Here is a 24,261-nt window from a genome sequence, read left to right as displayed (position 1 = left end):
AATTAAACATTTCTTAAAAAAAGTTTATAATATTTTTTTATAAAAAATTAATTAAAATAGTGATACATTATTAACATAATAACATGAACCTTTAAATTTATTAAATTATTTATTTTGAATAAACATTTGGACTTGTACAATACGTCTACTATCTGTTGCTAATATTTTAAATTTATATTTATTTATAAAAATTGTTTCACCTTTTTTCGGGAGTTTACCAAAAGCTTTCATAATAAAACCTCCGATAGTATCAACTTCTGTATCATTAAAAGATGTATTAAAAAATTCGTTAAATTCTTTTATTTCTGTTAAACCCTTAATTGTAAAAGTGTTTTGATTAGATTCTCGAATATTTAATTCATCAATGTTATCATATTCATCTTCTATTTCACCTACAATTAATTCTAATATATCTTCAATAGTAACCAATCCGGAAACAGCTCCAAATTCATCTATGACCATAGCCATATGATAGCGATTTAAACGAAATTCTTTTAACATACTATGAACATATTTGCTTTCAGGTACTACTATAGCAGGCCTTAAAATATTTTTTATAACAAATGTATTAGATTTATTAAGCATAAACGGTAAAAGGTCTTTTGCCATAAAGATACCTTTAACATAGTTCTTGTTAGTACTCATTACTGGATATCTTGAATGCGCTGATTTAATAATAGTATCTATACATTGATTTATAGAATAATTTAATGCTAAAGTAACCATTTGTGGTCTTGGTATCATAATTTCTTTAATTCTTTTTTTGTTTATATTAATTACACCCTCAAGCATACTTTTAGTGTCTAAATCAATTAATTCATGTTTTTCTAAATTTCTAATTAGAGATAGCAAGTCTTCTTTACTTTTAGGTTCATTATAAAATAATTGATATAACAACATAGAAAAAATTTTTTTTTGTTTCATTTTTAGTGTGTTAATTATTTTTGTAATTAATTAGATAATGATATATATGTATTATTTGCTAAATATATTAACGTTTAATAGTAACAAAATTGTTATATACTTCATATTTAAATAATGTAAGGATTTGAGTATCCTAAAATATTCATATACATAATTTCTAATTGTTCCATTTTTTTTAAATGATAATTATCATAATGATGATATCCAAGGAGATGTAAAGCACTATGAATGGTAATATGTGCCCAATGATGTTCTATTTTTTTGTTTTGTTCATAAGCCTCTTGGTAAATAACATGTGCACAAATTACTATATCTCCTATAAATTTTATGTTGTTTTGTAGTGGTATGTTGTATGGGAATGTTAATACATTGGTATATGTATTTTTTTTTCTATAAATTAAATTTAAACGTTGAATTTCATATTTATTTACAATTCTTATTGTAATAGCATATGTTTTTTTTTTTAAAAAAATAGGAAACATCCATTTTTTAAATTTTTTTTTATTAGGAATTATGTATTTTACAACATTTACTTTTTGTAGATTAATAATAATCATTTTACTTCCAATATAATAATTTTTGATTGATTAATAATTTTAGTTGTAACAAGATATTAACTCAATGAGTTTATATTCTTAAAGTTTTTGTATTTTAATGAATATGTATTAATTATTATTAATATAATATGTTTAACAATAAAAAATGTTTTATTATTAAGCATATTATATTAATAAATTGTTCAATATAATGTTTTTTTAATAAAAAACATATTTATTTAATGAATTTTAAAAACGTTATTTTTAATATAATAACATTATTTTTTAAGAACAAATAACACCTTTAATATAATGATAATTTATTTCTGTTATTTTTAATTTCACTATAGTTCCAATGAGTTTAGGATTTCCTTTAAAATGGACTGTTCTATTATTTTCTGTTCGCCCACATATTTCTAGTATATTTTTTTTTGAAACACCTTCAACTAAAACAGATTGTATACTACCCAACATTCTTCTACTCCATTTAATTGTCTGCTGAGTAATTATGTTTTGTAATTTGTATAGTCTATTTTTTTTTGTCTGTAGTGGTATATCATCAATTAATTTACAAGCTTTTGTTTTTGGTCTAGCAGAATATAAAAAACTAAAACTCATATCAAATTTTATTTCTTTTATTAGATCTAATGTATTTTGAAAATCAGATTCTGTTTCTCCAGGAAACCCTACGATAAAATCTGAAGTAATATGTATATCGGGTTTTACTTTTTTTAATTTATATATTATTTTTTTATATTGATCAATATCGTACCCTCTTTTCATTAATTTAAGAATTTTGTTAGATCCACTTTGTACTGGTAAATGTAATGAATTTGTCAGTTTAAAATTTGTTTTATAAAGTGCAATAATATCATCACTAAAATTAATAGGATTACTTGTTATAAATCGAATTCTTTCAACACCTTTAATATTTGCAATTAGTTTAAGTAATTTAGCAAAACTACAATGATTTATATGATTTTTTTTTTTTATTTTATAAGCATTTACGTTTTGCCCGAGTAAAACAATTTCTTTTACACCTTTTTGTACCGAAAATAATATTTCAGATAAAATATTTTTAACAGGTCTACTTATTTCTTTTCCTCTAGTGTATGGAACGATACAAAATGAACAATATTTACTACAGCCTTCTATAATAGGTATTAATGCAGAAACATTAGGTTTATATATATGATTATGATCGTTATATTTTTTTAATCCAAGAGATTGAACATTAACAATTAATTTTCTAACTTTAGAAGTTTGTTGAATTAATTGAGGTAATTGGTGTAAAGTTTGTGTTCCGAATATTATATCAATGTAAGGAGCTCTTTTGTATAAATTTCCTTTTTCTTGTACAGCTACACAACCACCAACTGCAATAATTATATTAGGATTGTGCATTTTTAATTGTTTCCATCTACCTAATTGATGAAAAAGTTTTTCTTGTGCTTTCTCACGTACTGAACATGTGTTTAAAATTAAAATATCAGCGTTTTTAGAGAATTTTGTTAATTCATACTTATTAGTTTTAATTAGTGTATTTGTAACGATAGATGAATCATATTCATTCATCTGACATCCCCAAGTTTTAATAAATATTTTTTTCATATTTCGCTTAAATTATTGTTTTATTATTATGGTAACAATTTTGTTTTGTTATAGTATTTTTATAAACATATAAATTTTATAACATTAAATTTACCTAAAATAAACAATTCTAAACAAATGAAATCAATATTTTATTGATAATTCAGTAAAATTGATTCAAAAATATTTTTTATTCTTTGTATATAAATATGTAATATATTTTTATGTTGTTTATAATCTTTTGTACTAAAAAATAAATTATTTATATTATATATATAATAAATTACCTTTATTAAGGTAATTTAATTATATCATTTTTTAATTGTTGTAAAAATTAATTGATATCTTATTTTATAAGACGTTTTGTTTTTTATCAAAATATTTTACATAATATATATTTATCATAAGTATGTATATACTATTTTTAAATGTTTATTTAAATGAAATTATAATAATTTTTTTTATTACAATGCATATTATTTTAATTATTGATCTTTATATATTATAAATAATATGTTTATGTTTTATATGAAATATATTGTATTTTTTATTTTTGAAAATATTACAATTTATTTTATAAAATAAATATTTATTATAATAACAATACCAATGATAATCATTGGAATAGATAATATTTGTCCTAAAGTTAAAAAATAAAAAAATCCAATTTGTACATCAGGCTCTCTAAATAGTTCAACAAAACACCTAAACAATCCGTAAACAATCAAAAACATGGCTGATATAAGTCCTTTTTTTTTATTGTTGAAAATTTTTAATAAAAAATATAGTATTATACCTTCTAAAAGTAACTCATACAATTGTGACGGATGTCTAGGTATGGCATGATAGTAATCAAATACAAATTGCCATTGAGGGTATTTAGAAATTAATAATAAATCAGATGTTATAGAAGTAGGAAATAAAATTGAAATAGGAGCATTTAATGTTGCTCTTCCCCATAGTTCACCGTTAATAAAGTTACCTATCCTACCAGTTCCTATTCCAATAGGAATAAATGGTACTATAAAATCAGATATTTGAAAAAAATTTTTTTTAGATTTCTTAGAAAAATATAAAATACTGATAATACCTCCAATTAGTCCTCCATGAAAAGACATGCCTCCTTCCCAGGTTTTAAGTATATTTAAATTATGATGATAATAATATAACAAATTATAAAATACTATGTATCCTATTCTACTACCAATAAGAATTCCAATAGTAATATTATAAAATAAAGTGTTTATTTCATTTTTTTTTAATATAGTATATTTTCTTTTATGAGAAAAAGAATGTATCTTCCAAAAAATGAACATAATACTTAGAAAATATAATAATCCATACCAATAAAAATTTATTTTTCCAATAGAAAAAATAATAGGATTGATTTGGTATACAAATACATATTTATTATTCATTATATTTTAAAAAGTTTTAATGTATATATATATTTTCTTGAAATATTTTATAAAAAAATATGTTGATATTACATAAAAATTTAATTAATTAAATTAATATTATTAATATTTATTTATATAAAAATATATTTAACTTAAATTTAATTATTATTTTTTTTAAAAGAACAATTATTTTTTCAATTAAAAGATTAAATTTCTATGTTTGTTCTAATTTTAGTAAATCTTCTATAGGTTGTTTTTTTCTAATAAGTTGGATTGATTCGTTTTTATCAAGTAAAATTTCTGGAATTAAAGGTCTTGTATTATAATTAGAAGACATAGATGCTCCATATGCTCCTGTATCATGAAAAATTAAGTAATCTCCTATTTTTACTGTAGGAATAACACGTTTTTGTATGTTTCCATTTTCTGATTGTGTAAAAATATCTCCTGATTCACATAAAGGACCTCCAATAATAACTTCAATAGTGTTATTAAAATCTATTTCTCTATGGTCTATAGTTATTATAGAAACATTATGATAACTTCCATACATTACTGGCCTCATTAAATCGTTAAATCCTGCGTCAACTAATACAAATATGTTATTGCCCATTTTTTTGATTACTCTAATTTGTGTAACTAATATTCCTGATTCAGCAACTAAATATCTTCCTGGTTCTATTTCTAATGTTATTTTATGACCTAAATGTTTGGCAATTTTATTTCTAGCTGTATTCCAAATATTAAAATAATGATTTGTATCAATTTTTTTTTCTCCTATTTGATAAGGTATTGATAATCCACCACCGGCGGATATTGAAAATATATCTTTTTTAATTTTCATTACTTCTTTAACCATAGAATGACATACTTTTTTTAAATGTTTATAATCTACTCCTGATCCTATGTGAATATGTAAGCCAAGTAATTTTAAATTATATTTTTTAATAACATGAAGTGCTATTGATGTATCCCAAATTCCATGTTTACTATTTTCTCCACCAGTATTTGTTTTTTTGTTATGACCATGTCCAAATTTAGGATTAATTCGTAACCATATAGGATGACCTGGAGAAAGTATACCTAATTGGTTTAACATGTCTGTAGATCCTGCATTAACTGGAATTTTTAAATTAATAATATTTGACAAGGTTTCATTATCAAACAAATCTGCAGTAAAAATTATATTTTGTGACTGAGGTTGATATCCAGCAAATAAAGCACGTTTTATTTCTCCTAATGACACAGCATCTATTTTAACTCCAGATGCTCTCATAATTTTTAGTATGTTTATGTTAGAACAAGATTTTTGGGCAAATCTGATTATGTCGAATTTTTTTAATTTACTAATTTTTTTTAAAATACATTTTTCACTATATATCCATATAGGAGTACTATAATTCTGAACTATAGTTAATATTTTAGATGTATTAAAGAAATTTTTATGATTATAATGATGAAATAACATGAGAAGCCCACGATAATTATTATATAATTTTAAATGTTTTAGAATAACTTTATTAAGTAATTATTAAAACACATATTTTATTTGTTTTTTAAATTTTGAGCTATGTTGATTTGTAGTTTTTAATAAAAAAATTTACAACATAAAATATTAGAATTGTTGAATTAAAAAATTTGTGTTTACTTTTTTTGTAAATTTGGTTTCAAAGTAGGAAATAAAATTACGTCACGTATACTTTTACTATTAGTAAATAACATCACTAATCTATCAATTCCTATACCCAATCCTGCAGTCGGAGGAAGTCCATATTCCAATGCAGTAATATATTCTTGATCATATGATAAGTTTTGTTGCATATTTGTTTTTTGTTGTGTTTGCTGTTTTAAAAACCTTTTTTTTTGTTCTTCTGAATCATTTAACTCAGAAAATCCATTTGCTATTTCAAGCCCATTGATAAATAATTCAAAACGATCAGTTAAATGTGGATATTCATTATTACTTTTAGCTAAAGGAGATACTTCTACAGGATATTTAGTAATAAAAGTTGGTTGTATTATTTTTTTTTCGGTTGTTTTTTCGAAAATTTTTGTTTGTATTTGACCTATATTCCATTCTTTTTCAACTTCAATTTTTAAAAAATGACATATATTTTTAATTTTTTCAAGATTATTTAAATCATTTAATGATAAATATGAATTATATTTTATGATAGATTCTTTCATTGTTAAACGATGAAATTTTTTATGAATATTAAAAATATTGTTTGCATATTTTATGCAATGGGATTTATTAATTATTTGAGAAATATTTTTAAATAAATCTTCTATAATAAACATCATGTCTTTATAATTCGAATAAGCCATATAAATTTCCATCATAGTAAATTCTGGATTATGATATAAAGACGTTCCTTCATTTCTAAAACATCTATTAATTTCAAAAATTCGTTCAAATCCTCCAATAATTAATTGTTTAAGATATAATTCAGGGGCTATTCTTAAATATAATTTAGTATTTAAAGCGTTATGATAAGTTTCAAAAGGTTTTGCATTAGCACCTCCTGGAATATTATGCATCATAGGTGTTTCTACTTCAAAAAATTTTTTTTGAATTAAAAAATTTCGGATTATAGTAATTATGTTAGATCGAGTTTTAAAAATTTGAAATAATTTAGTGTTTGAAATAAGATCTAAATATCTCCTACGGTAACGTGTTTCTTGATTTAATAAACCATGATATTTATCAGGTAATGGTCTTAAAGATTTTGTTAATAATTGTATTTTTGTACAATATATAGATAATTCTCCAGTTTTAGTTTTAAATAATGTACCAATAACACCTATAATGTCTCCTAAATCCCATTTTTTAAATTCATTTTTATAAAAATTTTGTGTGCATTTTTTTATTGTAATATATAATTGTATAGTTCCATACATATCTTGTAGAGTAGCAAAAGAAGCTTTTCCCATTATTCTACGGGTGATCATTCGTCCGGCAATTTTTATTTCTGTTTTTAATTTAATTAATACTTCATTTGTTAATTTTGTGTATTTTGTTAAAATATCTTGAGAATTACAATTTGTTTTAAAATTATTTGGATAGTTAAAACCTTTTTTTTTAATATTTATCAATTTTTTTTGACGTATTTGTATTTCGTTATTTAGAGAATTTTTTATAGTATGTAGGCTAGATTCTTTACGTAACATGTTTATCCTTATTTTTCGTTTTTCAAATTTGCTTTAATAAATAAATCTAGGTGTCCATTTAAGACAGATTGTACATTCCTTACTTCTAATCCAGTTCTAATGTCTTTTATACGTGAATTGTCTAAAATATAAGACCGTATTTGGTGACCCCATGCAATATTACATTTAGTATTCTCTAACAATTTTTTTTTTAAATTTGTTTTATGCGTAGCTAATTGGTTTAGCTTAATTTTCATTTGTTTTAAAGCTTGTTCTTTATTTTTATGTTGAGAACGACTATTTTGACATTGTGTAACTATATTCGAAGGGATATGTGTAATTCTTACCGCTGATTCCGTACGGTTTACATGCTGCCCTCCAGCTCCTGAAGATCTATAAACATCTGTTCTTAAATCAGATGTTTTAATATATACATTATTTTTTTTAGGTGTATCAGGATACACAAATACTGAAGTAAATGACGTATGTCTTTTATGATCAGAACTGAAAGGATTTTTCCTTACTAATCGATGTATTCCTGTTTCTGTACGCATCCAACCAAATGCATAATTTCCAGACATATATATAGTTGTTGATTTAATACCATTTAGTTCGCCAACAGATTGTTCTATAATTTTTGTTTTAAATTTTTTTTTATCTGCCCATTTTAAATACATTCGAGTTAATATTTTAGTCCAATCTTGGGATTCTATACCTCCAGAACCAGATTTTAAGTCTATATAACAATTTAAATGATCGTTTTTATGAGAAAACATTTTATAAAATTCTATTTTTTTTATTTTTTTATTTATTTGTATTATTTCACATATAGCTTCGTGTAGTAGTTGTGTATCTTTAGGTGAAGATAAGTTTACTAATATTGATATATCATTAATTTCTTGTCTAATAGAATTTAAAGAGTTAATTAATTTATTTAGTTGACACTTTTCTTTAATAAGTTTTTTCACTAAACAAGTGTTTTCTAATATTTCAAAAGATTGTAACAAATTTTTTATTTGCGTTATTCTATTTTTTTTATTAGAATAGTTAAAGATTCCTCCTTAAGCTATTTTCTTTTTGATATAGTTCGCATATTTTATTTTTTAATAAATCAATAGTACACATTATTTATAACTCTGATTATAGTAAATTTAATAAAATAAATTATATAGTATTACAACTGTAATATATATTTATATATTATAAATAATAAAGCATTAATTTTATTAATTAACGATTTAACTTAAACATATTTTACATATTCTATTTAATAACGTACATTAATTTAATAAGCATAATTATAATATAAATAATAAAATTGAAGTGTTTATTTTATGTATTTTGTATATTTTTTAAGGCACTTTAATAATTTTTATAAAGAAATTACGTAATTTTATTTTTTTTGAAATATTAATATAATATTTTTTTAATAATTATATATATGTATTAAATATTTTTATAAAAAACTATTAAAAATTAACAATTATATTATATATTATTTTTTATAAATTTTATAAATTTAATAAATTTTATTTTTTTGTTTATAAGTGTTAATTTAAATATTAAATATATTTAAAAAGCATTTTTAGATATTAATAAAATGTTTCTTCATATAGCAAAATATTAATTTGCTCAAATATATTTTTTAAGGTATGTAATATGAATAATCTTCAAAAATTAAAACATTTTGTTACTAATGTGAAAGAAATTAAAAAAACTATTTTGATAGTACTTGATGAATGGTCTATTGTAAGTGTAGAAGGAAATGATAGTACAAATTATTTACAAGGACAATTTACAAAAAATATAAAGAAATTACATGAATTAAATTATTTTTTTTGTGCACATTGTAACCATGCTGGGAAAGTATTAAGTAATATGATAGTTTTTACAAACTATAATGGATATATTTATATACAAAGAAAAAGTATATGTAATGTAGAAATTTTTGAATTAAAAAAATATGCAATATTTTCTCAAGTTACAATTTATAATAACAATAATTACGTTTTGTTAGGTGTTTTAGGAGGATATATTAATAATTTTTTAAAAAATTGTTTTGAAAAAATACCTAATAAAAGCCATCCAATTGTTAGATTTTCTAATGAAACTTATATATTATTAATTAATGACCCATTTAAGCGTTTTTTGATTATAATGCCTATTAAAAAATTGCAAAAATTTTTTCATAAATTTCAAGGTCAATTTTTATTAAGCACTAATGAACAATGGAAAATCTTTGATATTCAAATAGGTTTACCAATTCTTGATGAGCAAAATATTGCTAAATTTATTCCTTTAGAAATTAATTTAGAAAACTTTAATAGTATTGATTATACAAAAGGTTGTTATCAAGGTCAAGAAATTATAACTCGAACTAAATTTAGAAAAAATATATTAAGAAATATATATTGGTTAATTGGAACCGCTCAAAAATTACCATGTGCTGGTACTTTAATAGAGTCTAATACGTCAATTGGTTGGAGTGTTAAAGGTAAGGTTTTATCAGCAATTTGGATCAATCAAAAAAAAATTTGGATACAATCTGTTTTAAAAAGTCATTTATTAAAAACAGATATTTTTAGAATTTACAATGATATAAATAGTCAATTTTTTATATATAAAATATTTATTTAATAATAATAACATGTCTAGCTTAATTTAAATGTTTTTAAAATATTATTAATAAATAAATAATATTTATGTTTTCTATATTATGAAAAATTTATTTAAATAAAAATTATTAATTTATTTTTTGTATAATTAAGATTTATGAATTATTATGAATTATTATAAATTGCTATTTAAGATTTTTGTAAAATAGTGTAATATGTAGATATTATTTGATTTATTTATAGTATGTTAATGAGTATAGGTGTTTGTTTTATTTTTTCAGCTCCTAGTGGTGCAGGTAAATCTAGCTTAATACAAGCTTTATTACATGAAAAATTTTCATACAAAATTCAATTGTCAGTTTCTTATACAACTAGACAAATTAGGCCTGGAGAAATACATAATGAACATTATTATTTTGTATCTAAACCAAAATTTAAAGAAATGATTAAACAAAAAAAATTTGTAGAATATGCTAAAGTATTTAACCATTATTATGGTACATCTAAAAATTTTATTTTAAAAAGAATTAATTCTGGAATAGATGTTTTTTTAGATATAGATTGGCAAGGAGCAAAACAAATTCGTAAAAAATTTCCTAATTCTAAAAGTATTTTTATACTTCCTCCATCCAAAGCAGAATTGTTAAATAGATTAAAAATACGAGCACAAGATGACTCAAATGTTATTGTTAAACGTATGAAGAATGTAGTATATGAATTAATACATTTTTTTGACTATGACTATTTAGTTATTAATGATAAGTTTAAAAATACTGTTAATGAAATAAAGAAAATAATTAATTGCGAGCAATTTCGTCTACACTATTGTAGAAAAAAATATATTTTATTAATTAAAAATTTAATTAATTGGAAAAATAACACTTGTTAAAAACATATCAATATATTGTATTTTTTTAAAAAAAATTATATTTTTTATATTTAAGAATATAATTTGAAATTATTAGAATTTTTGTTCTATCTTACTATTTTTTTTTCTTTCATTTTCTTTTAAAAACTTTTTTCTTAAACGTAATTTATTTGGGGTAACTTCTATTAGTTCATCATCGTTAATAAATCCTAACGCTTGTTCTAAAGTAATTTTTGTAGGAGGGATTAAAGTAATTGCTTCATCAGACCCAGAAGCTCGCATATTAGAAAGTTTTTTCCCTGTTAAGCAATTAACAGTAAGATCATTGGACCTATTATGTATACCAATAATTTGTCCTTCATATACTTTAGTTCCATGACATATAAATAATTTTCCTCGATTTTGTAAATTAAATAAAGAAAATCCTACTGCATAACCAGATTTATTAGCAATTAATACACCATTTCTACGTTGTCCTATACAATAATTTTGAGCTGTATAATATTTATGAAAAGAAGAATGAAAAATTCCAGTACCAGATGTAATATTCATAAATTCGTTTCTAAAACCTATTAACGCTCTACTTGATAAGATATAATCTATTCTTATTCTATTATTATTGCTATAGTTTGGAACAACATTTTTTAATTCTCCCTTTTTTTCTCCTATTAATTTCATTATTGCTCCTTGGTGTTTTGTTTCTATATCTAACATTACATTTTCAAAAGGTTCTTGTTTACAATTATTTATAATCTTAAATATGACATTTGGTCTTGATAATTCTAATTCAAATCCTTCTCTTCTCATATTTTCTATCAATATAGATAAATGTAGTTCTCCTCTACCTGCAACACAAAATTGATTAGCATCGTTAGTTTCTTCAAATTTTAATGCAACATTTGATATAGCTTCCTTTTTTAAACGCTCTAAAATGTGCCTTGAAGTAATATAATTTCCTTCTTGACCACAAAATGGAGAACTATTGACAGAAAATAATATTTTAACAGTAGGTTTATCTATTTTTAATTTTGGTAATATTTGCAATGTATTTAATTCACAAATAGTATCAGAAATTTGTAAATTATCAATACCTGTAATAGCTATGATATCTCCAGACTTTGCTAATTTAATTTCTTGAAGTTTTAAACCAACATAATGAAATATTTTATTAATTTTACAGTGATACGTTTTGTTTTTTGAATTTATTAAAGTAACTTGTTGATTATTTCTTAAACATCCTTTTTGAATTTTTCCTATTCCTATCAACCCTAAATATTTATCATAGTCTAATTGAGAAATTTGCATTTGAAAATCTTTGTTAATATTATTATATGAATTTGGAATATGCTCTACAATTGTTTTAAATAGTATATTCATATTTTTTTCCATTTTCGAATAATGTAATCCAGCAGTACCTTTTAATGCTGAAGTGTAAATTATTGGAAAATCTAATTGTTCGTCATTTGCGTTTAAATTAACAAATAAATCGAAAATTTGGTCAATAACCCAATTAGGTCTTACGTTAGCTCTATCAATTTTATTAATTATTACTATAGGTTTAAGATTATAATTAAATGATTTTTTTGTAACAAACACGGTTTGAGGCATTGGACCTTCAAAAGCGTCTACAATTAATAAAACTGAATCTACCATAGACAAAATTCGCTCTACTTCCCCTCCAAAATCTGCATGTCCTGGAGTATCGACTATATTAATTTTGTAATTTTTCCAAAAAATTGAAGCATGTTTAGAAGTTATAGTAATTCCTCTTTCTTTTTCTAAGTCGTTAGAATCCATAATACGTTCAGGGTTATCTTCATGTTTTTTAAATACTCCAGATTGTTGTAATAATTTGTCTATTAAAGTTGTTTTACCATGGTCTACGTGTGCTATCACAGCTATGTTTTTAAATTTCATAAATTTTTATGCTTCCTTAGTATTCTTTATTAAAAAAAATAATAATTTTTTATTTAAAATTATTAAGAATTGTTTATTTAAATTTTTATAAAACTGTAAAGCACTAATTTATGACATATTTTTATTAAGTGCAATTATTTATTTAAAAGAATTATGCTTTAATATAAAAATAAAATAAAAAGTTTTTTCATATTGTATAAATTTAAAATAAATTACTAATAACATTATACATTTGTAATATATAAAATATTTAATATACAATTTAAATATAAATTATTGAATTTTACGTAATCTATTAATTATATTAACTATTATTGTTGTAATATAATATAATAAAATTATTTGATCAAATTTTTAAATTCTTTCCTACATCATACTTATTATTAAATATATTAAGTATATTTAAAATGAGATTATAAATTAAGTTAATACTCAATATGTTAAATTATAATAAAATGCAATTTTTAAGCAGTGATATTAATGAAACAGGGCAATATATATATAAAGGTTTAGAAATTGCTTTCTTAGGTTATTCTAATTCAGGTAAGTCAAGTGTAATTAATACTTTAGCACGTAGAAAAAAAAAATTAGCGAATGTTAGTAGACATCCTGGGAGTACACAGACAGTTAATTTTTTTCAAATAGTTCCTGGATATAATTTAGTGGATTTACCTGGATATGGTTATTCTAAAATGTCTAAAAAATTAAAAGAAAAAATCCATAAATCTATTTTTAAATATTTAGATATAAGAGATTGTTTAAAAGGGATTGTTTTAATAATGGATATCAGATTTCCAGTAAGAACATTAGATAAATTAGTATTAAAGATATCTGTTCAAAAAAAATTAAATACTTTAGTTTTGTTAAATAAATCCGATAAATATACTAATTTAGAACAAAAAAAACAATTAAGTATTGTTACAAACCAAATACATACTTATTCAAATAAGTTCGAAATAAAACTATTTTCATCTATTAAAAAAAATGGAATAAAAATGTTACAAAAAATTTTAAATTGTTGGTATAGAAAATAATTGCTTGTAATTTTTCAAAATTATGTGTAAAATAGCAATTTTTTATTTTAGCAAGATGCTTGATACCAGTTGTCTCCAATTCCAAAATTAACTTTTAAAGGAACATTTAATATTGTACTGTTTTCCATAATATGTTTTATCTTATTACGTAATGATTTAATACTTTGAGATTCTATTTCAAATATTAATTCATCATGTACTTGAATAATCATTTTAATAATATGATCTATATTATTTTTTTTAATGTAAGTGTAAATGTTAATCATTGCCTGTTTTATAATGTCTGCTGCGCTTCCTTGCATAGGAGCATTAATAGATGCCCTTTCTGCAGCTTTACGAATAGTAATGTTTTTTGAATAAATATTAGGAATATATATTTTTCTTCCAACTAAAGTGTACACAAATCCGTTTTCTACAGCAAATTTATATGTATATAAAATGTATTGATGTACACCTGTATAGTGTAAAAAATAGTTTTCTATATATTTTGCGGATTCTTTTAAGGAAATGTTTAATTTTTTAGATAAACCAAATGCTGACATTCCATAAATTAATGAAAAATTTATAGTTTTTGCTATTTGACGTTGATCTTTTGTAATTTTTTTATAATCGATATTAAAAATTTCTGATGCTGTTAAACAATGTATATCTTGATTTTTTGAAAAAGCTTCTATTAATTTTTTGTCTTTTGATAAATGTGCCATAATTCTTAATTCTATTTGAGAATAGTCTGCAGATAAAATAGAATATCCTTTCGGTGCTATAAATGCTTTCCTAATATATTTACCTTCTTGTGTGCGTATAGGAATATTCTGTAAATTAGGATTAATTGATGATAAGCGTCCAGTTAATGTAGAAGTTTGTTGGTAAGAGGTATGTATTCTATTTGTTTTTGAATTTTGCATTTGTAACAATTTATCTATATATGTTGATTTTATTTTATGTAAACTGCGATATTTTAATATTAACAAAGGTAGAGGATGTTTTTTAGATAAATCTATAAGCACTTTTTCATTTGTAGATAATTGTCCCTTTTTAGTTTTTGCAGTACTAAGTAATTTCATTTTTTTAAACAATATCGTTTGAGACTGCTTACTAGATGATAAGTTAAACGTTTCTCCTACAATTTCGTAAGCTTTCCGTTGTAGTGTATTTAATTTATATTCAATTATTTTAGAATAACTTTCTAAAATTTTATTATTAATTAAAACACCATTAGATTCTATATATAAAATAATGTAAGTTAATGGTATATCTATATTTTTAAGTATGTTTGTTATAATTTTATTTTGTTTTAATTGATTGTACATATTTAAATGTAAAAGATAAATTTTATGCATTTTTTTTAAAAAAAAATCACTTTTTTTTACAACTATAGAATTTTTTTCTTTGTTGTTTGATTGTATATTTAGCTGAGGGTATATATTTGTATCATATTCTTTTATATATGTTTTATTGTACAAAATATATGATGTTAATAAAATATCATGTATTTCCCCTAATATTTTAATATCAAACTTTTTTAGCATTAATGTATTAAGTTTTAAATTTTGTAAAATTTTTATTTTTAAAGGATCTTCAAATAATGGTTTTAAATGTTTTAGTACAATATTTAAATATATAGTATTTGTTGATTGTTCGTTATGTAAATTAATAGGTACGTAAATTATTTCTTGAGGATTTAAGGCAATTGTAATACTTAAAATATTTGAATTATTTATAAAAATATTGTCTATTTCTATTAAAAATGCAAAAATGTTGAAATTACGAATTTTTAATATCCATTTCATTAAGGTGGGTTCATTAACTATAATTTTATAATTGTTATTATTTTTAGAATATGGTTGATTGTAATTTTTTAATAAATTTTCATCACATAAAAACCATTGATTAAGTTGTAATTTTTCTTTCCATTTGTAAAATTGATAATTATTGAATAATGTTAATAATTTTTTACAATTAGGTTTAGACATTTGTAATTTTTTTTTACTAATATCTATATCTATATTTAAATTAATAGTAACTAATTTTAATGATAAAAAGGCTAATGTTTTATTTTTTTTTAAATTAATAGCAATTTGTTTAGATCCTCTTATATTAGAATTTTTAATTTCTTGTAATTTATCATAGATATTTTTTAAACTACCAAATTGATGTATCAGTAAGGTAGCTGTTTTTTTTCCAATTCCAGGCACTCCTGGTACATTATCAGAAGCATCTCCAGTTAAAGCAAGTAAACTGGTAATAAATTTAGGAGATACCCCGTATTTTTTTTCAATATCATTAGGTCCTAAAATTTTTCCTGAATGAGAATGAATAATTACAACATTAGAGCTAACTAATTGGGACATATCTTTATCATTAGTACTAATTCTTATAATATTATATTTTCTTTTAATAGCTTGGAAGGTTAATGATCCTATTACATCGTCAGCTTCTACTTTTGGATAAATTATTAAAGGAATACCAGAGTATTTTATGATTTTTATTAACGGTTTCATTTGACTTTTTAAATTAAGAGGCATTTCAGGCCTATTTTTTTTATAGTCTTTAAATAATTTTTTTCTAAAATTTTCAGAAAAATCATCAAAAGTTACGATAATTTGATTTGGATTATATTTAATATATAAATATTTAATTTGATTGATTACTCCATAAATCGCATTACATAAATCACCTTTATTATTAGTTAAAGAAGGTAATGCATAAAATGATCTATAAAGGTGTGAATGTCCGTCAATTAGTAATAAAGATTTTTTTCGAAAATTATTCATATTATAATTATTAATTGTTAACAATTTTTTTAGTTAAGTTGTAGTGTTTTATTTTATAAAAAGTGACAATATATGTGTTGTGTTAGAAGATATATTAAAAAATTTAATTGTTTTTTTAATGAACTCTTATATACACTTAAAAAAGTGTTTTTTTATAAACTGAATTTTTTATTTATTTTTTTACTATCTTTAATTCTTTTATATTTAGTAAATAATTTGTTACAACAGTATACGATTTTATAAATTCTAAAATTGATTTCAGATGTATATTATTATTAATAACATATTTCCCATTAATACAAATTGTTGGTATTTCTTTTAACTGAATAAGTTGAGATGTTTGTATTTGTTTTAGTAAAATTTTTTTTATTAAAAGGCTATCCCAAAGTGTATCATACATTTGAGGAGATATATCTGAATATTGTATGAACGTTTTTTTTAAAGTTTTTTTATTATATATAGTGTGTACTTTTTGTATTCCTGAAAATATAGGTAATATAACTTTATTTTCTATATTTAAAGCGATAGCAATAGACCAAGCTTGCGTTATTGATAAATCAAAATTATTATTAAAAATAACATGATAATGTCTAATGTTCATATTATTTAAAGAGTTTTTGTTAAAAATATTATTTTTTTTATTACATATTTCTAACTGATAACAATATGGACAATAAAATGAAAAAAATTCTACCACCTTAGGTATATTTTGTAAAGGTCTTATTAAAAAGTAATCTTTGTTTACTAAAAAGGTTGTGGATGGAACACTGAATGTCAAAAATATTTCTAATAATATAATGTATATTTTTACATATGTAAATATTTTCATTTTTTAAGTTAAATTATCAAAATTTTTAAATTTTAAAGACTTTATTTTTTAAAATTGTTTGTATATTAATTATAATGATACTTTTACATAAGTTATTATTATATTATTATAATAATAAGGTAAATAGATTGTATATGTTATTTTATTATATAAAACATATATATGTTTACATAAATTTTGAATTTATCAACATATAATTTTTTATTTCGATTAATGTATACTAGACATTAATTAAAATGACATTATTTTTTAAAAAAATATTATTGTATATTTGTATATTACATGTTTAATATTTTAATTATATTTTTTTTTATTTAATATACAATTTGTATATAAATATTGTACATATAATTTATCTAGTTATATAAACCTAACGCATAACATTCAATGTTTTAAAAAATAATAAAAAAATTATTTATTATTAATTATTTTTTGTTTTAACACTCATATTTATTAGTAATATTTTCTATTTAAGAAATTAAAAACATATTTTTTTTGAATATTAATATTAATATTATATTTTTAAATAAAATGATGTAACGAAAATTATAAATAATAACAAGATACGCTATTAATGTATTTGTAATTAAATTTTTTAATTTTTTAATTAGAGTTTTAAATATTTTATATTTGTTGTTATGCTGTTATTTTTTTGTTAATAAAATGCTGAAAATATGTTTAATACAAAAATAGATGTAAACATATTATATTGATTAATAATATAACATATCTATACCTAATAGTCATTTAAAATACTTTATAATTAATTAAAATATATAAAATGTTATAGTAAATAAAATATTTTATTTTAAAAAGTAATTGTATAATTATAAATTAGGAGTAATATTTACAATATTTTATCATTAACATTAATTAGTATTAAAAAATTAATTTTTAATAAAAAATTTTTTAGGAAAAATATATGTAATTTAACAATAAATTATATTATTAAATAATGAAATAATTTATAAATTAAAAATTATAAAATTTATTTTTTAAAAAAGTGAATTTTTATTGACATATTTAAACATTTTAAAAAAAACATTTTTAAAAATTAATATATCTTTATTATTATTTAACAATAAGTGTTGAAAGATAATATAAGTAAATGTTATTTAGTGTTTGGAAAAAAGTTGTTAGTATTAATTTTGTTTGCGACTAACATCAGTGTTTATAGTGATAAACATTTTTAATGTTTAATAAATATTATATAATAAGTTATAATATAATATATGCGTATATTTTATATGTTAAATATATAGTTATATATAATATATAGGAAAAAATTTGTTACTAACAGCAATTAATTATTTTATATATTTTATATATACTTTTTTAAAAAAAAATAATAGGATGTAATTTTTTAGGATATTTACTATTATTAATTATTTTAAGAAACATATGAATTAATATGTTAATATTATTTATTTATTGAAGTATGTACAATATTTTTTACTTTAATAAAGTAAATTTATTTATATAAATTTTTTATATGATGTTTATAAATTTTTTTTAATAATTTATAACAATTATATTAACAGTAATATATAAATATATAAATCAAAATATTAATACTCATTAATATTTTATATATAGTAACACAATTTTTATTGTATATTACGAACAAAAATTTTTAATATATATAAATTAATTATAAAATTATAAATTTTTAATGAATTTTTTTTTAGTTTAAAATATGATGTAATATTTTTTAAAAAAAGTGTTTTTATAAAAAAACATTTAAATATTAATTTATATATGTTTGTAAAAAGTAAAACTTTTAAGATATATAAAAAATTATATTTTTTTTATAAATAAAATATTATATTATAATTTGCAAGATACTTTAAAAAAATATAAAAAACAAATATATAAAATATGAAAACATGTATTTTTAAAAAAAAGTTATTATATTTTATTACTAAATAAATATATATGTACGTAATTTTTTATAATTATAAAACAATTATCTTATTAATAACTTATTAAACATTAAATGATTAGTAACATAAATATTTAAAATAAATTTAAAAAATAATTGCAATTACTTATTAATTGAATTATTAGTAATAAGCGAACATTTATATTTTTTTGTGCATATATAATAATATTAATTAATTTTGTTGTGTATTTTTAATATAATGTACATTAACAAAAAATGTAGTATATTTTTTTTATCATATTAACTTAAATAAATAGATAATATTTTTTAAATATAAAAAATATTTTTTTTAAAAAATTTTAATGTTTTATAAACAATTGAGTATAATTTATATTATATAACTTATTATATATTTAATTATCTTTTTATAATAAATAAAGTAAATAATGTTTCTTTTTTTTGGTTTTATAACAAACATTAACTTTGACTAAAAGTAATTAGATGTATACATTACATCTAATTACAACATATAAAAAATGATTTATAAATTAATTTATATAAAATTAATTTATTTTTTTAAAGAAAATTATGAAAAATTATAGTACGATTTTATTTTTTTATTTAAAGGAGCTTTTTCGTTTCCTAAAGATTCTTCAATTCGTATTAATTGATTATATTTTGCAAGGCGATCTGTTCTGGACATAGAACCGGTTTTGATTTGTTCAGAAGATGTACCTACAGAAAGGTCCGCAATAGTAGTATCTTCTGTTTCTCCAGATCTATGAGATATAATAACTGAATAATTTGACAATTGTGCAGTATTGATAACTTTAAGAGTTTCTGTTAACGTTCCAATTTGATTTAATTTAACTAAAATGGCATTAGCTATTTTAGATTTTATACCTTTTTTAAAAATTTTGTTATTAGTTACAAATAAATCATCTCCTACTAATTGTATTTTTTTACCTAATTTTTTTGTTTGATAAATATATCCTTCCCAATCTAGTTCTGATAAACCGTCTTCTATAGACACAATAGAATATTTTTCTGACAATTTTGTTAAATAAGATGTAAATTCTTGATAGTTAAAAACTTTATTTTCATTCATTAAATGATATTTTTTAGTTTTTGAATTGTACAGTTCAGATGCTGCACAGTCTATGGCTAACGTTATATCTGTTCCTAAAGAATAACCTGATCGTTCTATTGCTGTTTTAATTAAATGTATTGCATCTTCATTAGATTTCAAATTAGGAGAATAACCACCTTCATCACCAACAGCAATACTCATACAATTTTCTTTTAAAATTAAACCTAAAGTATAAAATATTTCACATCCAATTTGAATAGCTTCTTTGATAGTCTTTGCTAAGATAGGTTGGATCATAAATTCTTGTATGTCAATATTATTGTTAGAATGTTTTCCTCCATTGATTACATTTATCATAGGTAAAGGCATAGAATATTTTTCGGGAGATCCGTGTAAATAAGAAATATATTGGTACAAAGGAATTTTTTTATACATAGCTGTAGCTTTAGCTACAGCTAAAGATACTGACAAAATAGCATTAGCTCCTAAAAAAGATTTATTTTCAGTACCATCTAAATTAATTAAAATATTATCTATATTGTTTTGGTCTTCAGAGTTTTTATTTTTTATAGAAGGAGCTATATATTTCATTACAGAATTTACAGCTTTAGTAACACCTTTTCCAAAAAAGTAATTTTTATTGCAATCTCTTAGTTCTAAAGCCTCTTTAGATCCAGTAGAGGCACCCGAAGGCACAGAAGCCCTTCCTATAATACCATCTTCTAAATATACTTCAGATTCAATTGTAGGAAAACCTCTAGAATCTATTATTTCTCTAGCTATTGTTTTTATAATTCTAGGCATTATTCAATATCCTTTAATGTATGATAAATAAATGTTTAAATTATATATTCTTAATGTTATTAAACATTACATTGCATAATAATAATAATAATTTTTACTAAATAATTAATATTATTTAAAAAATATTATTTATAATTTATTGCTGACTGTGAATTGAATCATTGTTAAAATATTAATATGGCAGCATACATAGATATATTTATGTTAACTTACTTTACATAACTTTATAGTTAGGATACACATATTTTTAATATGTTCCATGTTAATTTTGTATTAATGTAATTTAATTAATTATATTAACATTTTAAATCTATGAGATTATTTAATAATTAATACATTCATATTAATTACTAATTTTTAAATAATAAAATGTTATATTTTGTAGTTAATAGATTTACTAATGTTAAGTATATAAAAACTTATAATATTATTTATGTAAACTTACAAAATATAGTAAATAATTTTTTTTATTAATAAAGATTGGCATTAATGTATAAAGAAATTGTTATTAGTAATTTATACATATAATGTAATATGTTCGTAAGATTATTTATATTAAATTTTTCAATAATTTATTATTTTAAATAAAATGTTTATGCAATATTAAAACAATAAATTGTTCTAAAAATTATTTTTTTTAATTATCATTACTAATGTTAAATTACTAAAAATAAATATATTTTTATGTTAGTGTTTATTAGTATTAAAAACTAATAAATTTCATAATTATTTATTGTAAATAATATTTAACATATTTTTTAAATATTTTTTATATGTATTTATTATTATTTTGATTAGTTTTGTACAAAATTTTTTTTATTTTAGTATTTATATATATTTATACCAAAGTTATAAATATATAACATTATTTTTTAAACAAATATCTATAAGTGATTTGTTGACAAAATATTTTTTTGTTTATTTTTTTTAAGGGTAACAATTTGATTAAAAGTTAAAAAATTATCTTTTAATATTGAGCAACAAAGATAAAAATACCCTTCTCTTTCAAATTGATAGCGTCTTATTGATAAGTTCATCATAATAGATTTTTCGACAAAGCCTGTTTTGATATTTAAAGTATTAGTATTAATATAATCTAAAAAATTTTTTTTTAGCTCTGGATTTTGAATATAAAATAATTTTTTATAAATTTTAAATTTAGCAGAAATTGTATTTTTAATAGATATCCAATGAATAATACCAACATATTTTTTAATATACAAATTATTTTTTATTGTGTGAGGATCATATGTACATGTAATATATTCAATGTTATTAAATTGATTTTTTTTTATTGCAGTAGCTGTAATGTTGTATCCATAACGTAACTTAACTGTTTTACCTATACTTAATCTTTTATATTCTTTACTTGGGTATTCACAAAAATCAAATTTGTCTATATAAATTTCTTTACTGAATATGATTTTTCTATTTCCCATTTCTGGTTTATTTGGATGGTTTGGAATATTAATAATTTCCATATAACATTCAGGTAAATTTTCTATTATTATTTTTATAGGATTAAGAATGGCCATTATTCTAGGAGATGTTTCATTTAGTTCTTTTCTTATACATGATTCTAAAGTAGATAATTGTATTAAATTATTTTGTTTTGTTACCCCAACTTTTTCACAAAATTTAATAATAGAATCAGGTGTATATCCTTTTTTTCTGAGTCCTGAAATCGTAGGCATTCTAGGATCATTCCATCCATTAACAATTTTTTTATCAACCAACATTTGTAATTTTCTTTTAGATAAAACATTATATTCTAATTTTAATGGAGAAAACTCATATTGATAAGGTCTATTTTTAACATTAATATCTATGTTATTTAATATCCAATTGTATAGATGTTTGTTTTCTTGAAATTCTAATGTGCATAAAGAATGTGTAATATTTTCTAGAGTATCAGCAATACAATGAGCAAAATCATACATAGGATAGATACACCAGTAATTTAGTGTTTGATGATGTTTGCAATATAATATACGATATAACACAGGGTCTCGCATAATAATAAAAGGAGATTCCATGTCTATTTTAGCTCGCAAACATGCATGACCTTCAGGTATTAATCCTTTCTTCATTTGTTTAAAAAGATATAAATTTTCTTTTATGCTACGTGATCGATAAGGACTTTTTTTTCCAGGTTTTTTCAACGTACCTCTATAATCACGAATTTGTTTTTTTGTTAATTGATCAACGTAAGCTAAATTTTTTTTAATTAGTTGAACGGCAAATTTGTATAATAAACTAAAATATTGAGAAGAAAATTTTATATCATCATTCCATACAAAACCTAACCAAAGAATATCTTTTTTAATAGAAGAAATAAATTTGACATTTTCTTTAGTAGGATTTGTGTCATCAAATCTTAGATTACATTTACCTTTATAAAATTTAGCTATACTAAAATTTAGAAATATAGATTTTGCATGGCCTATATGTAGATGTCCGTTAGGTTCTGGAGGAAACCTCGTATGTATTTTTAAATTTTTGTTTTTACTTAAGTCTTGATCAATAATATGATAAATAAAGTTTTTTTTAATTTTTTTCTGAATTTTCATTAAATATTTTTTCTTTTTTATTTAAGTTATATAATATTTTAACAAATTGATATTTTAAATTTGTTTACAATATGATATTATCATAATATAAATTTAAATTTATTTAATAATATATAATATTTTTACAAATTAATTTGTAAATATTTTTTAAATAAATTTTTAATATATGAAATTTATAAATAATACTTATAATATTTAAATTGAACACTATTTAAAATATATTTTTTATAGTAACATATAATTAAAAAAAATTTTTTTTATGAATTGTATTAAAAAAT

At 20.5% G+C, this 24,261-nt stretch carries 15 protein-coding genes; 3 read left to right on the top strand and 12 right to left on the bottom strand.

From position 1 onward, the window contains the following. Positions 1-105: 105 nt before the first annotated feature. From corC to prfB, 7 genes are all read right to left on the bottom strand, one after another. Positions 106-924, bottom strand: a complete 819-nt coding sequence (corC, locus tag BUCNMO_RS01770) for a CNNM family magnesium/cobalt transport protein CorC (protein ID WP_158345049.1) — start codon at positions 922-924, stop codon at positions 106-108. Between the two features lie 107 nt (positions 925-1,031). Further along, positions 1,032-1,481 (bottom strand): rRNA maturation RNase YbeY, encoded by a 450-nt coding sequence (ybeY, locus tag BUCNMO_RS01765; protein ID WP_158345047.1) that lies wholly within the window; start codon positions 1,479-1,481, stop codon positions 1,032-1,034. Positions 1,482-1,745: 264 nt separating this feature from the next. Beyond that, positions 1,746-3,071 carry a tRNA (N6-isopentenyl adenosine(37)-C2)-methylthiotransferase MiaB gene (miaB, locus tag BUCNMO_RS01760; RefSeq protein WP_158345045.1) on the bottom strand — a complete coding sequence of 442 codons (1,326 nt, stop codon included), beginning with the start codon at positions 3,069-3,071 and terminating at the stop codon, positions 1,746-1,748. 548 nt (positions 3,072-3,619) lie between these two features. Further along, entirely contained in the window at positions 3,620-4,468 is an 849-nt protein-coding gene (gene lgt / locus BUCNMO_RS01755; protein ID WP_158345044.1) for a prolipoprotein diacylglyceryl transferase, read from the bottom strand. Between the two features lie 196 nt (positions 4,469-4,664). After that, positions 4,665-5,918: a diaminopimelate decarboxylase gene (lysA, locus tag BUCNMO_RS01750; RefSeq protein ID WP_158345042.1), complete on the bottom strand. Its 1,254-nt coding sequence runs from the start codon at positions 5,916-5,918 to the stop codon at positions 4,665-4,667. 176 nt (positions 5,919-6,094) lie between these two features. After that, positions 6,095-7,621, bottom strand: coding sequence for a lysine--tRNA ligase (gene lysS, locus BUCNMO_RS01745; RefSeq protein WP_158345040.1), 1,527 nt, complete (start codon positions 7,619-7,621; stop codon positions 6,095-6,097). Positions 7,622-7,629: 8 nt separating this feature from the next. Beyond that, positions 7,630-8,725 (bottom strand): peptide chain release factor 2 gene (gene prfB / locus BUCNMO_RS01740; protein WP_158345038.1). Its coding sequence is split into 2 segments (ribosomal slippage): positions 7,630-8,658 and positions 8,660-8,725, totalling 1,095 coding nucleotides; the frame shifts between segments, so codons are not numbered across the junction. Positions 8,726-9,259: 534 nt separating this feature from the next. Between prfB and ygfZ the strand changes: the two genes are divergently transcribed. Next, entirely contained in the window at positions 9,260-10,237 is a 978-nt protein-coding gene (ygfZ, locus tag BUCNMO_RS01735; protein ID WP_158345036.1) for a tRNA-modifying protein YgfZ, read from the top strand. A gap of 228 nt (positions 10,238-10,465) precedes the next feature. Continuing rightward, positions 10,466-11,104, top strand: a complete 639-nt coding sequence (gene gmk / locus BUCNMO_RS01730; RefSeq protein WP_158345283.1) for a guanylate kinase — start codon at positions 10,466-10,468, stop codon at positions 11,102-11,104. Positions 11,105-11,176: 72 nt separating this feature from the next. Here the strand turns inward: gmk and typA are convergent, their stop codons facing one another. Continuing rightward, a complete protein-coding gene (typA, locus tag BUCNMO_RS01725; RefSeq protein ID WP_158345034.1) occupies positions 11,177-13,000 on the bottom strand; it encodes a translational GTPase TypA in 1,824 nt (607 codons plus the stop codon). 437 nt (positions 13,001-13,437) lie between these two features. On the opposite strand from typA, the gene yihA reads away from it, so the two are divergent. Continuing rightward, positions 13,438-14,034, top strand: a complete 597-nt coding sequence (gene yihA / locus BUCNMO_RS01720; RefSeq protein ID WP_158345032.1) for a ribosome biogenesis GTP-binding protein YihA/YsxC — start codon at positions 13,438-13,440, stop codon at positions 14,032-14,034. A gap of 47 nt (positions 14,035-14,081) precedes the next feature. Here yihA and polA read toward each other — a convergent pair whose 3' ends face one another. The 4 genes from polA to BUCNMO_RS01700 all read right to left on the bottom strand — a co-directional run bounded on the left by polA (position 14,082) and on the right by BUCNMO_RS01700 (position 23,983). Next, complete coding sequence (gene polA, locus BUCNMO_RS01715; RefSeq protein ID WP_158345030.1) at positions 14,082-16,808, bottom strand: DNA polymerase I; 2,727 nt, start codon at positions 16,806-16,808, stop codon at positions 14,082-14,084. 172 nt (positions 16,809-16,980) lie between these two features. Beyond that, complete coding sequence (locus BUCNMO_RS01710) at positions 16,981-17,586, bottom strand: DsbA family protein (protein WP_160118324.1); 606 nt, start codon at positions 17,584-17,586, stop codon at positions 16,981-16,983. A gap of 2,519 nt (positions 17,587-20,105) precedes the next feature. Further along, positions 20,106-21,413: a phosphopyruvate hydratase gene (eno, locus tag BUCNMO_RS01705; RefSeq protein ID WP_158345026.1), complete on the bottom strand. Its 1,308-nt coding sequence runs from the start codon at positions 21,411-21,413 to the stop codon at positions 20,106-20,108. A gap of 884 nt (positions 21,414-22,297) precedes the next feature. Continuing rightward, positions 22,298-23,983, bottom strand: a complete 1,686-nt coding sequence (locus tag BUCNMO_RS01700; RefSeq protein WP_158345024.1) for a glutamine--tRNA ligase/YqeY domain fusion protein — start codon at positions 23,981-23,983, stop codon at positions 22,298-22,300. Positions 23,984-24,261: the final 278 nt, after the last annotated feature.

The sequence above is a fragment of the Buchnera aphidicola (Nipponaphis monzeni) genome, from assembly GCF_006741185.1.
GTDB classification, from domain to species: domain Bacteria; phylum Pseudomonadota; class Gammaproteobacteria; order Enterobacterales; family Enterobacteriaceae; genus Buchnera_H; species Buchnera_H aphidicola_T.
This window is presented reverse-complemented; position numbering and strand designations above follow the sequence as displayed.